This is a genomic window from Amphritea atlantica (genome assembly GCF_024347255.1).
Taxonomy (GTDB): domain Bacteria; phylum Pseudomonadota; class Gammaproteobacteria; order Pseudomonadales; family Balneatricaceae; genus Amphritea; species Amphritea atlantica.
In genome coordinates, this window is record NZ_AP025284.1 from 2,885,223 (window position 1) to 2,900,275 (window position 15,053).

Sequence of the window (15,053 nt, forward strand, 5' to 3'; positions counted from 1 at the left end):
GAGATTAATGGGCCTGAGGAGACTTCAGGCGGTTGCAGGATAATCAAGAGTCTGTCGGGAGTAAACCTTAAAGCGTAAGATAATAACGTTTATCCGCCACTTCGCTGACCCTGCTCAACCGGCAGCAGCGGCAAACGCAGCCCCCGCCCGCTGGTCAGGGGGAAAAGCAGCCGGGTCAGCGCATCTGAAACAGCTCCTGATGAAAGTGTCTGGCGGCCATTCCCTTCGCGATAAACGCTTTACGCAGTGACTGACCAAACGCCGCAGGGCCACAGAACCAGACACTTGCAGCGTTCCATTGAGGTATTGTGCTACAAATTCGGTTACAGTCCAGACGCCCCTCTTTGCCACTGACCAGCAAGTGCAGAGTCACTCCGGCTGCTGCCGCATCCGCAGTCAGTTTGTCGACTGCACGCTGATCAAAATCTGCGGTCGGATGAAACAGATCAATCGGTTTATCTCCGGGTATCTTCGCCAACTCTTTCATCCGGGCGATAAAGGGGGTAATACCGATGCCTGCACCAATCCAGATCTGACGTGGTTGATCCTCTTTAAAATCAAAGCAGCCATAAGGCCCCTCAACAGTGACCGGCATACCGGTTTTCAGCTGATCCCTTAAACGACCGGTATGGTCTCCCAGTGCTTTGGTAATAAAAACGATGCGTCGGTCAGCAGGGTTCCAGGCCGAAGCAATGGTGTAGGGATGTGCTCCCTCCTGGGGATTTGAGGTTACAAAAGCGAACTGTCCGGCAGCATGCCCCTGCCAGCCTTCGTCAAGCACGACCTCACTCTCAAGCACTCGCAGGCCATCATAGTGGCTGAGATGATCAATCCGTCCCGTCACTTTTCGCCCTTTACCAATGCGTCCGGTCAATGCCAGAACTGCGGCGACTGAACCACCGGCCAGCATTGCCGCCATCAGTATACCCACCGGCTGCAACCAGTATTCAGACTTAAGCAGCACAACAGAGTGGTATGCCAGAACCAGATAGGCAATAGAGATCAGTTGATGGGTTTTTACGAACAGGTGATAGGGAAAACGTTTAATCAGTGCCAGAACCATCAGCACCGCTGCCGCATAAAACGCCCACTCCCCCACCGATTCAGCAAAGCCCCGCTGGCTACGCAACAGTCCCTCAATAAGTCCAAGGGTTTCCTCAGGTCGGTGACCCCGGACAGGCTTATCCAGCCAGCCCCAGCCAACCATCCACTTACTCCCCTGTGCCATCCACCAGTGAACCACAGACGCCACCAGTGCCGTAATACCTAACCATTTGTGCAGGCGGTAACTCTTGTCCAGACCGTCCAGATAACGTTCCAGCCATTTAAGGCGAAGCGCCAGCAACATCGCCATACTCATCACCCCGATTGCGATGACACCCGTGTACTGTACGAATACAGCGCGAAAAGCAAAGTAACTGAACGGCTCCGGAATCAGTGTATCAGCAATCAGCCACACGCCTGTCAGTAATACCAATAACAGGGCAAAGAGGGTCTTAATCGGTTTCATTATGGGTATCCTTTTGGGGTGTAATCAAAAATTCCATCTTTTGTCATTTGGCAGATGCACAGCGGCCTCTTCACCCGGAATCTTCCGGTGAGCAGGACAGTATATTATCGGGAAGTCATTAAAAATGGGTTATTTTAATCATCCACAACAACTCTGCTCACAGTCTATTCTATCGGCTATGACTATGTAGGATGAAGACCCGTTAATGTAATGTTGTGTAAAGATTTGCGAAGTAAAACACCGGAGCTTTACGCTCCGGCGTTTATGCTGCTGACGGATGACTTGCGGGTCAGCGACTAAAAACGATTAAAGCCCCGAATACCTATAGTGCAGCACGATAGATCGCGGCAACTTCTGCATCCTTCAGGGTGCGGGGGTTAGTCAGGCGGCAGACATCTTTCTGCGCATTTGCCACCATGGTTTCAATATCCTCCTCTTTAACTCCGAGCTCAGACAGCGTAAGCGGAATGCCCACATCATGGCCCAGTGTTTCAATCGCATCGATCGCCAGCAAGGCAGCATCACGTTCAGACAAACCTTCAGTGACTTCACCCAGAGCATCGGCAATATCGGCAAACCGCTCAGTCGCGGCGATCATATTGACCCGGCAGACATGGGGCAACAGCAAAGCGTTACACACACCGTGCGGCAGGTTGTAGAAACCTCCCAACTGATGCGCCATCGCATGCACATACCCCAGGCTGGCATTGTTAAACGCCATCCCCGCCAGATATTCGGCATAGGCCATCTTATCCCGGGCAACCATATCATCGCCCCGGGAAACCGCTTTACGCAGGTATTGTCCGATCAGACGGATCGCCTGCAGGGCACAGGCATCAGTAATCGGTGTAGCCGCTGTGGAAACATAAGCTTCAACGGCATGGGTCAGGGCATCCATTCCGGTTGCCGCGGTCAGCGCTGGCGGCATATCAACCATCAGCTCAGGATCATTGATGGCGACATCCGGAGTAACCCGCCAGTCAACAATCGCCATTTTAACGTGATTGGAGGTATTGGTGATGATGGTAAAGCGGGTCATCTCGCTGGCGGTTCCCGCAGTGGTGTTCACCGCAATATAGGGCGGCAGCGGAGCCTTTGCCTGATCCACCCCTTCATAGTCATGGATTGAACCGCCACTGGATGCAACCAGGCCGATCCCTTTGCAACAGTCGTGCGCACTGCCGCCGCCCAGAGAGATCAGCATATCGCAACCCTGCTCAAGATAAACGGCAAGGCCCTCAGCAACGTTATCATCGGTCGGGTTTGGCACGGTATCGTCATAAACGACACTCGGGATCCCCTCGCTGCCCAGCAGTTCCGTCAGGCGGGCAGTATACCCCAGAGAGGTCATCCCCTTATCTGCCACCACCAGCGGCTTGCTACCACCGAGCATCTTTACACGCTCCGGCAGAGTGTTAAAACATCCAGCCCCCATCAGCGATACATTAGGTACAAAAAACGCTTGTGTTGTCATAATCTTAGCCTCGATAAAAATATAAGAATCGGTCTGTCGATACTGACTGACGACCCGGTGACTTTCTTATTTTTGACGGCCACTATATCCGAGGACCCTCCGGCGCATGTTGATCTGAGCCATTGATTTACCATTAATTTTCCACCCGGCCGACATAAGACAAAATCACCAGATGGTTATTTGCTGCCGACGATATTGTTACAATCAACATCCAATCTGCCATACACTCTGGTAAATCGTAGCTATTGTTAAAAGGACACATATCAGAATGGACAATACAACGGTGCATTTTCTAACCGTTTTTATGGCCTTTTTTGCCATTATGAACCCTGTTGCCAACTCCTCACTGTTTATTGGCCTGACGGATGACTTTGATAACCGTACTCGCCGTTTAATTGCGCTGCGTTCAGTGATTGTGGCGTTTCTGATCGTTGCGCTCTTTGCCATCGGCGGGCGCCAGATCTTTACAATGTTTGGCATTACCCTACCCGCCTTCAGAATCGCCGGCGGCATCATGATCGCGTTAATTGGCTATCACATGCTGCAGGGAGAACACTCCAGTATCCACACCCCCAGCAGCAGTGATAATGAAAAAAGCGTCGATTCATCGGTGGATATTTCAATAACCCCCCTGGGCATCCCGATTCTTGCCGGTCCCGGAACCATTGCCACCGCGATGAATTTTGCCGCGCAATCCACGGTAGGAGAGATCTCCCGGGTATTGATCGCGTTTGCTGCGATGTGCTGCCTGACCTTCATCGCCTTTATAGGTGGGCAGTGGCTGGCACTATATTTAGGCCAGAATGCGATCAAGGTTATCTCCCGGCTGATGGGACTTATTCTGGCGGTGATCGGGGTACAGATGCTGATTGAGGGGATCAGAGGTGCAATAGCGGGTTAGATAAAAGGCCAACGAAGATGACTTGCGCCGCCTGATGTGACGCGTTGACACGATTAGCCAACTGTAGAATATATGAAGACATCGCACTTAAATTAGTTAGAATATAGGCCGTTGAAAAACTAAAGAAGATGGAACAATGACAATCCTCGGGATCGATTTGGGCACAACCAACAGCGCTTGTGCAATATGGAAAGATGGTAAAACGACGCTTATTCCCAATCAGTTAAATGAGTTTCTTACGCCTTCAGTCATAGGCATAGACCAGCAGGGTGAGATTCTTGTCGGTCTGTCGGCCAGTCATCGTCTGATCAGCCACCCCGCAAGTACAGTTGCGGTGTTTAAACGCTACATGGGTACTGATTACACGATTGATCTGGGCAAACGAAGTTTTACGGCAGCAGAACTATCCTCATTAATATTACGCAGTTTGAAAGAAGATGCCGAAGCCTATCTTGGGGAGACGATTACCCAGGCAGTGATCAGTGTCCCCGCTTATTTCAATGACGTTCAGCGCAAAGCAACCAAGCTGGCCGCTGAACTGGCGGGACTCAATGTAGATCGGCTGATCAATGAACCCACCGCAGCGGCGATGGTTTACGGCTTGCATGATAAGCGCGATGGCGTGCAATTCCTTATCCTCGACCTGGGTGGCGGAACCTTTGATGTCTCATTGGTGGAGTACTTCGATGGTGTGATCGAGGTACACGCGTCTTCAGGAGATAATCGCCTTGGGGGAGAAGATTTTCTGGAGATGCTGGTTAATCATTACTTCGAAAAAACCGGAATAGCTAAACGCTCGCTGACCGCTAATGAATTGCAACGCGTCTATGCTGCCATGGAAGGCGCCAAACGAAAATTAAGCTCTGAACGCGAAATTGTCATTGAGCAGGCGGTGAAATCGCAGCTACAGCCTTTCAGACTGAGCCGTGAAGAGTTTGATCGTATCGTTCACCCTCTGCTTCACCGTATACAACTCCCCATAGAGCGTACTTTACGAGATGCAGGGGTCAGCCCAGCTGAAATTGACGAAGTCGTACTGGTCGGTGGTGCAACCCGGATGTTTGCCTTCCGTTCGCTGATTACCCGCATGTTCCGGCGAATGCCAGCAGCAAATATCGACCCTGATCTGGTGGTGGCGATGGGTGCAGGGATTCAGGCGGGTCTGAAGGAGAAACACGCTGATCTGGATGATGTGGTTCTGACCGATGTTGCCCCTTATACACTGGGTGTAGAAATACACAATGAGGGTGATAAAAATGATAAACAGGGAGGCCTGTTTATGCCGATTATTGAGCGCAACTCAATCGTACCGGTTAGCATTGAACGCACGCTTTATACAGTGTGCGACAACCAGAAAATAGTCTCTATCAATGTCTATCAGGGTGAAAGCCGTCTGGTTAAAAACAACGTCAATCTCGGTGAGCTTGAAGTCAGAGTGCCACCTGCTAAAGCCGGAGAAGAGTCTGTTAACGTACGCTACAGCTACGACATGAATGGCTTACTGGACGTTGATGTAACGGTCAATTCAACCGGCCTGACCCAGCACACCACTATTATCAATTCAGCCAGCGGATTAACCGATAAAGAGATCGAACAATCCAGAGAGAAGCTCGCTAAATTAAAATTTCACCCGCGCGAGCAGGCAGAAAACCGCGTCTTAATTGCGCGGGCAGAGCGTCTGTATGAATGTTCACTGGGGGACAAGCGCGATTACATCAGCAATCTGTTGTCCCATTTTGAACTGGTGCTGGAAAAGCAAAACCCAGTTGAAATTAAGAAGGTAACTGCACAGTTCAGTGAAATGCTCGATGGTCTGGAAGAAGATAATCTTTTCTCATGAGTTATTGGCAAATACTTGATATCGATAGCACAGCCGATCTGAAGGTTATCAAACGCGCCTATGCAGCCAAATTAAAGGTTACAAAACCGGATGAAGATCCGGAAGGTTTTAAGCGTCTGCATGCAGCCTATAAACAGGCGTGCCAATTTGCCAAAAACACCGCTACTGCAGACAAACAAGTCGTTCATCAACGAGTAGAAGAACCACCTGAGATTGAAACTCAAAGGGTTGAGACTCAGGTGATTGATAAGGGTATTTCTGCCGCTGAAAAACCCCAGAGTGAAGAGTACTTTGAGTTTGTTTTAGACGACCCTGAAGAGCCATCAGAGCATTCTCTCCAGGACTATCGCGACGTTCAACCCTATCAACAGGAACTGGAAGATATTGCCAGGATTGACCTGGACGCAGAGCATGCCTTTTTAAAGCAACAATGGCACGACATCACGGAAAACGTTAATGCGATAACAGCCAGCGATAACACCCTCAACGAGATCGGGGCATGGGCGTTCCTCAACGACAGGGAAGCGTTGCTGGATATCCAGTTCAAATCAGAACTATCAAACTATACCTTTGAGAGAGTTGCTGATTGCCTGAGCAGGATGCAACCCAGGCCGATGCTTAGCAACAACGTATTTATATTCCTGGATAACCTGTTTCAATGGGGTGATCGCAGAGATCTGCTGGAAGATGAATTTGGTCCTGAAGCGGTTGAGTCCGTGATGCAGGCAATCGCTGTAATCAAAGAGCCGCTTTTCAAATGGACAGCGCCCGAAGTGCATGTTGGAGAGATGGTTCCCTGCAATTATTTTTCGCGGTTGCTCGCCACGTTTCTCGATTGGCTGTTAATGGTATTCGCTGCCGTTCTATTGAGAAAAATGGGTATGCCTATACTCAGTACAGACAGCGATGGTCTGATACTCGACTGCATCGTTGGTGTTTTGTTCTATCTGCTACTGGCCCCGGTGATGGAGTCGTCTTCTTTGCAGGGGACTCCGGGCAAAATTCTGTTTGGTATGAAAGTGGTTAGTAAGCAGGGGAAGAGACTCGGTATCCTGCACACATCACTGCGCTCTTCCATGTTTATACTGGCGTTGATCGCATTCAAGATAACGATCTGGATAAACATCTTCTTCCGCGATCAGCGCCTGTTGCACGACCGTTTCAGTTACTCAAGAGTCATTAAACGTTGAGAATCCCTTCGGAGCAATCTTGCGATAGCAGCGGCCCCGCGCTGCTGGAACCCTGGCTCAAATATGTTTGCTCCTTACCGTTAGACTTTACCAGGAAAGGTGCGACTATACTCAATAAGTAAAACGAGCAGTCACCGGGGGGGCATATGGAAGAGACTGAGCTGGTCATAGTCGGAGGTGGCATCCACGGTGTGGGAGTGGCACAGGCGGCGGCTGCAGCGGGTTACCGGGTGCTGTTACTGGAGAAAACCGCACTGGCGGCGGGGACCTCGAGCTGTTCGACCAAGCTGATCCATGGGGGACTGCGTTACCTCGAAAGTGGACAGATCCATCTGGTGCACAAAAACCTCAGGGAACGGGAACTGCTACTGAAACTGGCCCCCGATCTGATCCATCGTAAAACCTTCTATATCCCCCTCTATGACAACTCATCACGCAGCCCCCTCAGTGTTCGTCTTGGTTTATGGACCTATGACCTGCTAACTGGTTTTTCAACGGCTCCCTTATCAGCCTGCCTATCCCACTCAGAGTGGAGTAACCTGCCCGGGTTGCAGACCCGGGGACTGAAAGCGGTGTTTTCCTATTCCGATGCCCAGACCGATGATGCGGCACTAACCCGGGCGGTGATGTACTCCGCCTGTCAACTTGGTGCCGAGCTTTGCTGTCCAGCCAGGTTTACCTCGGCGGAGATCTTCGAGGACCACTGTAAGATTAGGTATCAGGTTGGTGACGTTGTCAAAAATATCAAATGCCTGGCCATCGTTAACGCTATGGGAGCATGGGGTATCAACATGGGCGACCGGATTACGCCTCCCCAGCCCGATTATGCTTTTGAGTGTATCGAAGGGACCCATATAGAGTGTCCGGATAACGGTTTAACGGCCGCTTGCTATGTCGAATCACCCACCGACCACAGAGGTGTTTTTATCCTGCCCTGGAAAGATCGCACCCTGATTGGCACTACCGAAACGCCCTACTCAGGCGATCCGGATAAGCTTATTCCCTGCCAGGCATCGATCAATTATCTGCAATCGATTTATCAGCACTACTTCCCCGATCATGATGCCAGGGTGTTGAACGCCTGGGCAGGGCTGCGGGTCTTGCCTAAGGCCTCCTCTTCGCCATTTAACCGGCCCCGGGAAACCGTTATTTCGGTCAATGATCCGAAGAACCCACGCCTTGTCTCGATACTGGGAGGAAAACTCACCGGTTACCGACTCACTGCCGCCCGGGTGATTGATCAGTTGCAGGGGGTTTTACCTTTACGAACCGCGATAGCTGATACGGCTCAGTTAAAGCTAACGCGGGTTGAGGGAAAGCTTCAACCAGATTAACACGCGTGGGAAATTGAAAGACTGATAACCTGGCCAGGTATTGTCTAAGCATCGGCAGAAAGCAGGCTAAGTGTTGCCTCAGAGAACTGCACTGCCCCTTTGGGCCACGGTCGCATGCTTCGATACTGTCTTGCTGAGCTCAAGCCGAATTTTCGGTTTTCAGCCGCAATCCAGACACAAAAAAACCGCCCGAAGGCGGTTTCTTTTATATCTGGTAGGACTAGGCGGATTCGAACCGCCGACCTCTACCATGTCAAGGTAGCGCTCTAACCAACTGAGCTATAGTCCTGAAGTGATGCGTATTATACGGTTGCATCCAATCTATTCAATAGTTTATTGAATAATTTTTTCCGCGTTATAACCTTTATTTCATCTATGTTGAGTAAAATGCCGATCCCTTCAACCTGCCGGCCCATCATCCGCCGCTACTGGCGGTATAAATGTTGACAAAATAGATGCTATTGGCGCCTTATCAGCCCTCATTATCGAAGAGGGTGACCCGGTTTCGACCATTCTGCTTTGATTTATAAAGCGCCTGATCGGCCTGTTCCAGCCATTCCAGAGCACTGGCCTGCGCAAATGATATTTCTGAAACACCAAGACTGATGGTGACCGCTAGTTTATGCTCGCCATAGGGCATCACAGTGGCTTCTATGGCAGCACGTAACCGTTCAGCAAACACCAGCGCATTTGCTCCGCTGGTACCGACAAGAATAGCACCGTACTCTTCGCCACCATAACGGCCAGTGATATCCGTTTTACGCACATATTGCTGCAGAGTCTGCGCAATTGTCTGAATCACCAGATCACCGGCCTGATGACCATAGGTATCATTCACTTTTTTAAAGTGATCGATGTCAAACATGATAACGGAGCTTGTTTCCTGCAGTCGTGCAAAGCGATCAAACTCTTTTTCCAGACATTCCTGCCAGTAGGCGCGATTATACAACCCCGTCAGCCCATCGGTCCGACTCAGGGATTGTAGCTGCTGATTCGCGTCCTCCAGTTTCTGCTGGCTTATCGCATTATCGGTGACGTCGTAGATCAGAATGCCGATATGGTCAACCTGTCCGGACGGCGAACTTAAAGGCAGCAGAGTGACATTCTGATACATATAAAACGCACTCCCCGTAATCGGCCTGTTACTCTTAAACGGAAACAGATATGGCCTCTGCTCCCAGGAGATATAGGCAGTATTGTTAAGCAACAGAACCGCCTCAATCTTCTTCTTGAGCCAGAGCGCAGGCAGTTCGGGATAAAGAGAGAACAGGTTCTGATTAACCGCTTTGCTGGCGGAAATGCCGGAATGGTTTTCCATAAAGCCATTCCACATACAGATATAACTATCGCGGTCAACCACAACCAGCCCCACTTCCAGGTTCTGCAATAACCCCAGATTCCAGTGCAGGTCTTCGATTTCCTGAAGTATCTCTCCTGTCATGAAAAATATCCCGTCATTTCCTTTAATTTAGGCAGAGAGTCTGCGGTAAAAATCACCAGAAGCTCACAATGGAAACCCTGAGTATTCAACTGATAATCGATAGAGATCATCAGCGTCTTCTGCCACTGGGCGTTCTGCTCGGTCATCCCTGTAAAATTACGTAATATTATCGGTGTCGCTCTGCTTAAAGAGATATCCAGCTGCTTGGAAAAACTGGAGGAAAAGGCACCGATCAGGACATTAGAAAGAAACATCTCTAATTCAGCCTCGCGCCGGTTCACATCCCCCTGAAGGTCCTTCAGCCAGGTAATGTTATCCAGATTACTACGCTTTATCACCAGTAACGCTTCCCCTGCGAGATCAGGTCCCACAAACCCCTGACTGACAAGGTTAAAGCCCTCACTGGAAGCCGAGAGCAGCAATGCGTCAATGGCATCCGGAGACACCAGCGTTACCTTTGGAATCGGAAGATCGACAAACGTATTCAGCAAGCTGGCGAGCATGGCCCCGGCCTGCCCCATCGCTATATTGGAAATTTCCTGATAGTAATCCGGCAGTTCAATGACTTCTTCACCGGGCAGTTGATTATCAGGATGTTCCAACTCGGTGAGTAACCCATAGCGGTTGAGAACATCGGCAATAATCTCGGGAGAACAGGGCTTTTTAATAAACTCCAGCGCCCCAAGCTCTAACACCCGTTTTCTGGCCTCAGGCTGGACATCGCCAGACACCACAATCACCAGGGTTGGCAGGTCCTCTTTGCGGATCTGTTCCAGCACCTGATAGCCATCCATGATCGGCATATTCAGATCCAGAAACAGAATATCGCCTTTTTGAGCCCGAACAGCATCCAGCGCTTGCTGGCCTAGTTCGGCAAAAGTAATTTCCGCATTCCAGCCATGTAAAGCAGCAGCCATCTGCTTACGCGCCAAACGGGAATCATCGCATATGACAATAGGGACGGGATCACTCAAGACGCTTACCTTCTCCATTTCTTTCTTCTGCATGCCTCACCCTGTGAAATAACAGGGAATAGTAGTAGAGACTAGTGAATATTCAACTGGAACACAATTATGACTACTATTTATATAGGTAATTTAATTTTATTTTTTAAATAGTTAGCAACTCCTTATCAGGCCGTCACGGGATATCGCTGACACGCGCCTTAGGGACTCCTTACTTAACGTTTGCCCTGATAACAATAGACTAATGAGTTGGTGATCCGGCCTGCTATTGTTCCGCTCTGGGTATACCGACACCAACGGTGTTAGCAAAACCGCTCCTGACCAGTAGCATTCATTTAAAAAATTTCACTGTTAATCTTTCTGATATTTGATCTCTATGCCAGCGAAAACTCTGAATTCTGCTTTTTTTTTGGCGGAAAAATCCCCATAACCGGTGCTAACTTTAAGTGAGCGAAGGATTATTTTGTTATTTCACCTGCAGGAGAACTGAATATGCTGATCGGTATCCCTAAAGAGATAAAGAACAATGAGTTCCGCATCGGTATGACGCCAGCCGGTGTGCGTGAACTGGTGAGCCATGGCCATACAGTGATGGTGCAGCGTGACGGAGGCACTGCGATAGGTCTGCTGAACGAACAATATGAAGCGGCCGGAGCTTTACTGATCGACACCCCTGAGGAGATCTTCGACCGCGCCGAGATGATTATTAAGGTAAAAGAGCCTCAGCCTGACGAGTGCAGAATGCTGCGTCCGGGACAACTGCTGTTTACCTACCTTCACCTCGCGCCGGATCCTGAACAGACCCGTTTACTGGTTGAATCTGACTGTATTGCCATCGCCTATGAAACGGTTACCGACGCGCAGGGTGGATTACCGCTGCTGGCACCGATGAGTGAGGTAGCAGGCCGGATGGCGGTTCAGGCAGGAGCCCACGCACTGGAAAAGGCGCAGGGAGGCATGGGTGTTCTGCTCGGCGGTGTTCCCGGTGTAGCACCAGCGAAAGTCACCGTGATTGGCGGCGGTGTTGTCGGTATCAATGCCGCCCGTATGGCAATGGGCCTGGGTGCCGATGTCACCATACTGGACCGGTCACTCGCCCGCCTGAAGCTGCTGGATGAACAGTATGGACCACGGCTGAAGACGCTCTACTCCAGTGTTGAATCTGTTGAGCATGAGGTGATCGCTGCGGATCTGGTGATCGGCGCAGTACTGATTCCGGGCGCCGCAGCCCCGAAACTGGTCACCCGGGAAATGCTGAAGCAGATGAAAAATGGCTCGGTACTGGTGGATGTGGCTATCGACCAGGGGGGCTGCTTTGAAACATCCCATGCAACCACCCACCAGGACCCTACCTATGAGGTGGAAGGTATCATCCATTACTGTGTTGCCAATATGCCCGGTGGCGTGGCACGCACCTCGACCTTTGCGCTGACCAATGCCACCCTGCCATTTGCTGTTGCCCTCGCTGATAAAGGCTATCAACAGGCACTGCTGGATGATCCACACCTGCGCAATGGTTTAAATGTCCACCGGGGCAACATCACCTGCCAGGCAGTGGCATCAGACTTAGGTTACGACTACCTGGCACCTGAAACAGCGATAGCGCAGTAATAACGCTTCAAAATAACTACTGACAATCGCACCGATCTTCACAGAGCCAGCTCTCTGGCCAGCAAGCCAACACTATCTGTCGATAGTGTTGGTTTATACCTCAAGCATTTTTCTGAACTCGGACGATGGGATGATCTTTTCCTGAAACTCTTCTGCTGATACTGGCCGCCCCAGATAGTATCCTTGCAGAGCATCGCACCCGGCACTGGCTAGAAAATCCATCTGAAACTGATTCTCAACACCTTCGGCAATTACTTTCAGGCCCATCCCTTTAGCCATCGCCAGTGCTGCCGTTACTAACTGCTGATCGCCCGGGTCATCGGCCAGATCACGCACAAAGGTACGATCGATCTTAATCACATCGAAGGGGAACTGTTTCAGATAACTTAACGATGAATAGCCTGTGCCAAAATCGTCCATCGATAACGAGATCCCCAGCGACTTCAGCTGTGATAATGTCTGAGCAGTAGAGTCATCATTTCTCACCAACAAACCTTCGGTGATCTCAATCTCTAAACAGGTGGGGTCAAAGCCCGTTTCTTCAAAAATCCGCAAGAGTACCGGCACTATCTGTCCATCACGGAACTGTCGGGGAGAGACATTCAAAGCGATTCGGTAATCCTCCCCCAGACTACGGCGCCAGCGAACGCCCTGCTCACAGACCTCCCGTATAATCCATTCGCCGATCGGCAGTATTAGTCCGGTCTGCTCCGCTACCGGTATAAACTGTTCCGGCGAGACCAGCCCCAGTGTGGGGTTATTCCAGCGAATCAGCGCTTCAGCACCGATCACCTTTTTCCGGTTGAGACAGTAGATCGGCTGATAATGCATACAGAATTCATTGTGCTCCAGCGCACCCCTGAGTTGCTGTTCCACCTCCAGACGACCTAAGACGTAATCATTCATCTCCGGAGAGTAAAAGCTGAAGCCATTGCGTCCCTGCTCTTTAACCCGATACATGGCCGTATCTGCTTTTTTCAGCAACTCATCCGGATCCACACCATCCCCCGGAGAGACAGCGATGCCGATACTGCCGCTGATGTAAAAGCTACGCTCCTGTATCTGAAACGCCATCGCCAGCATCTTCAGAATTTTCTGCGCCACAATTTCGGCGTTATAGAGGTTATCCTGATTCTCCAGTAACAAAATGAACTCATCACCGCCATACCGCGCCAGAGTATCATCCTCTCTCACAGCATCCTGCAACCGCCGGGCGACCATCACCAACAGTTCATCCCCGACCTCATGCCCCAGAGTGTCATTGATTTTTTTGAAGTCATCCAGGTCGATAAACATCAGGATAACCAGATTGCCTTTTGACTGGGCATTGATAATCGACCGGTTTAATCGGGCCCGCATCAGCTTGCGATTAGGCAGATTAGTCAGGGCATCGAACTGAGCCTGATACTGCACCCGATGCTCATACTCTTTTCGTTCTGAAATATCTCTGAGACAGCTCATCCCCACGGATTCACCGTCAATCTGAGTAAACTGATAGCTGACCTCAACCGGGAACAACACCCCATCGGCCCGTATCGCTTCCGCCTCGAAGCCGGGCTCATCATGGTTATAGTATTGCTCGACATCCTGCTGATGGTCCGTTTTGAACAACTGCAGCAGTGGTAGATTCATCAGTTCCCGACGCTTATAACCAAACATCTCCTCTGCCACGGGGTTACAGTCCAGAATCTGCCCGCCCCGGTGCATGATAATCGCTTCAGTAGACACCTGTGATAATTGCTGCAGCCGTGTTTCACTGCGCTTTAAGCCAGCTTCAGCCTGCTGCCGAAGCAAAATTTGTCTGCTCCCCTGGCGATACAGAAAACTCACCATGCCAATGACCACCAGGCTGAAGCCGATCATTAACCACAGCCATAGCGAACGACGACTGCTAAAGGGAGAAAGATCAGTACTGTCGAGATAGGTTAAGGACCAGCCTGGCAAATATTGAACACTGGCCTGGTAGGCGCGGAAATGCTCGCCGGAGTCCCCCTGAATGACACCATCGGGCAACCACTTAAACTCAACCCCGGGTTCTGGCAATGTACCATACTGGCCTGTTTGTCGAATGGTCGCCTGCTGCATCGGATCCAGTGGTAACAGACTACTAAAAATCCAATCCGGTCTGTTGGAGGCAAAGATTATTCCGTTGCGGTCCAACAACACAACATGACCCGCATGCTGCCAGGATACCTGCTCTAAAGGTTGTAGCGGGTATTTGTTCACCACAACCCCGATAAATTGCCCATCAGTATCCAGCACCCGGTGAGAAAAGTAGACCCCCCGCTCATGGGTACTGGCACCCAGCGCCGGATAGACAGAAGCGCCAGATGCCACCGCTTCTTTAAAATAGGGACGAAAGGCAAAGTCCTGATTGAGTGTCTGAGCTTTAAATTGAAAATCATTGGCGGCCACAAATATGCCTTGCTTATCGAGGATATAGCAGAGCGAAGCGCCGGACAGAGTACACACGTGATTCAGCAGAGGGGTAACATCTGTGTGTTCTCCAAGCAGATAGTTCTGGATCTCAGGCAACACCGCCTGAAATGCTACCTGCCGGTAATAGCCATCGAATACGGCATCCAGTTCATGCTGCAGCAGATCAACGGTATTCTCAGCGTTGCGTTGAGCATCACGCTCGCTAAAGCTAACCAGATTAAGATAATTAGCGATCACCCCGGTAGCCGCGACAAGACAACAGAGGATGGTCAGAGCAAAAAGAACCGCTCTGGCTTTCATAAAAGGGCTCCGGCAATTAGGTCAGGATCAGGGATAAACAAAATATCA

10 protein-coding genes and 1 tRNA gene are annotated in these 15,053 nt (G+C 50.4%); 5 read left to right on the forward strand and 6 right to left on the reverse strand.

Features of this window, described 5'->3' with window-relative positions:
- Positions 1–175: 175 nt before the first annotated feature.
- Positions 176–1,510: a ferredoxin reductase family protein gene (locus OCU43_RS13400; protein ID WP_091356066.1), complete on the reverse strand. Its 1,335-nt coding sequence runs from the start codon at positions 1,508–1,510 to the stop codon at positions 176–178.
- A 322-nt stretch (positions 1,511–1,832) separates the two neighbouring features.
- The gene (locus tag OCU43_RS13405; protein ID WP_091356069.1) at positions 1,833–2,984 is read right to left on the reverse strand and encodes an iron-containing alcohol dehydrogenase; all 1,152 of its coding nucleotides are present in this window, start codon (positions 2,982–2,984) and stop codon (positions 1,833–1,835) included.
- A gap of 268 nt (positions 2,985–3,252) precedes the next feature.
- Here OCU43_RS13405 and OCU43_RS13410 point away from each other — a divergent pair, with 268 nt between their 5' ends.
- From OCU43_RS13410 to OCU43_RS13425, 4 genes are all read left to right on the forward strand, one after another.
- Complete coding sequence (locus OCU43_RS13410) at positions 3,253–3,885, forward strand: MarC family protein (RefSeq protein WP_091356071.1); 633 nt, start codon at positions 3,253–3,255, stop codon at positions 3,883–3,885.
- A 136-nt stretch (positions 3,886–4,021) separates the two neighbouring features.
- Positions 4,022–5,725, forward strand: a complete 1,704-nt coding sequence (locus tag OCU43_RS13415) for a molecular chaperone HscC (RefSeq protein WP_091356074.1) — start codon at positions 4,022–4,024, stop codon at positions 5,723–5,725.
- Positions 5,722–6,915 (forward strand): RDD family protein, encoded by a 1,194-nt coding sequence (locus OCU43_RS13420; RefSeq protein ID WP_091356077.1) that lies wholly within the window; start codon positions 5,722–5,724, stop codon positions 6,913–6,915. The genes OCU43_RS13415 and OCU43_RS13420 overlap by 4 nt, the downstream gene beginning before the upstream one ends.
- A 146-nt stretch (positions 6,916–7,061) precedes the next feature.
- Positions 7,062–8,249 carry an FAD-dependent oxidoreductase gene (locus OCU43_RS13425; protein ID WP_091356080.1) on the forward strand — a complete coding sequence of 396 codons (1,188 nt, stop codon included), beginning with the start codon at positions 7,062–7,064 and terminating at the stop codon, positions 8,247–8,249.
- Between the two features lie 212 nt (positions 8,250–8,461).
- On the opposite strand, the gene OCU43_RS13430 is transcribed toward OCU43_RS13425, so the two are convergent.
- From OCU43_RS13430 to OCU43_RS13440, 3 genes are all read right to left on the reverse strand, one after another.
- Positions 8,462–8,538, reverse strand: a tRNA-Val gene (locus OCU43_RS13430).
- A 183-nt stretch (positions 8,539–8,721) separates the two neighbouring features.
- Entirely contained in the window at positions 8,722–9,690 is a 969-nt protein-coding gene (locus OCU43_RS13435) for a sensor domain-containing diguanylate cyclase (RefSeq protein WP_091356083.1), read from the reverse strand.
- Positions 9,687–10,697 (reverse strand): response regulator, encoded by a 1,011-nt coding sequence (locus OCU43_RS13440; protein ID WP_091356085.1) that lies wholly within the window; start codon positions 10,695–10,697, stop codon positions 9,687–9,689. Before OCU43_RS13440 ends, OCU43_RS13435 begins: the two co-directional genes overlap by 4 nt.
- Before the next feature lie 450 nt (positions 10,698–11,147).
- Between OCU43_RS13440 and ald the strand changes: the two genes are divergently transcribed.
- Positions 11,148–12,266 carry an alanine dehydrogenase gene (gene ald, locus OCU43_RS13445; RefSeq protein ID WP_091356089.1) on the forward strand — a complete coding sequence of 373 codons (1,119 nt, stop codon included), beginning with the start codon at positions 11,148–11,150 and terminating at the stop codon, positions 12,264–12,266.
- Positions 12,267–12,359: 93 nt separating this feature from the next.
- Here the strand turns inward: ald and OCU43_RS13450 are convergent, their stop codons facing one another.
- Positions 12,360–15,005 carry a bifunctional diguanylate cyclase/phosphodiesterase gene (locus OCU43_RS13450; protein WP_091356091.1) on the reverse strand — a complete coding sequence of 882 codons (2,646 nt, stop codon included), beginning with the start codon at positions 15,003–15,005 and terminating at the stop codon, positions 12,360–12,362.
- Between the last annotated feature and the right edge of the window lie 48 nt (positions 15,006–15,053).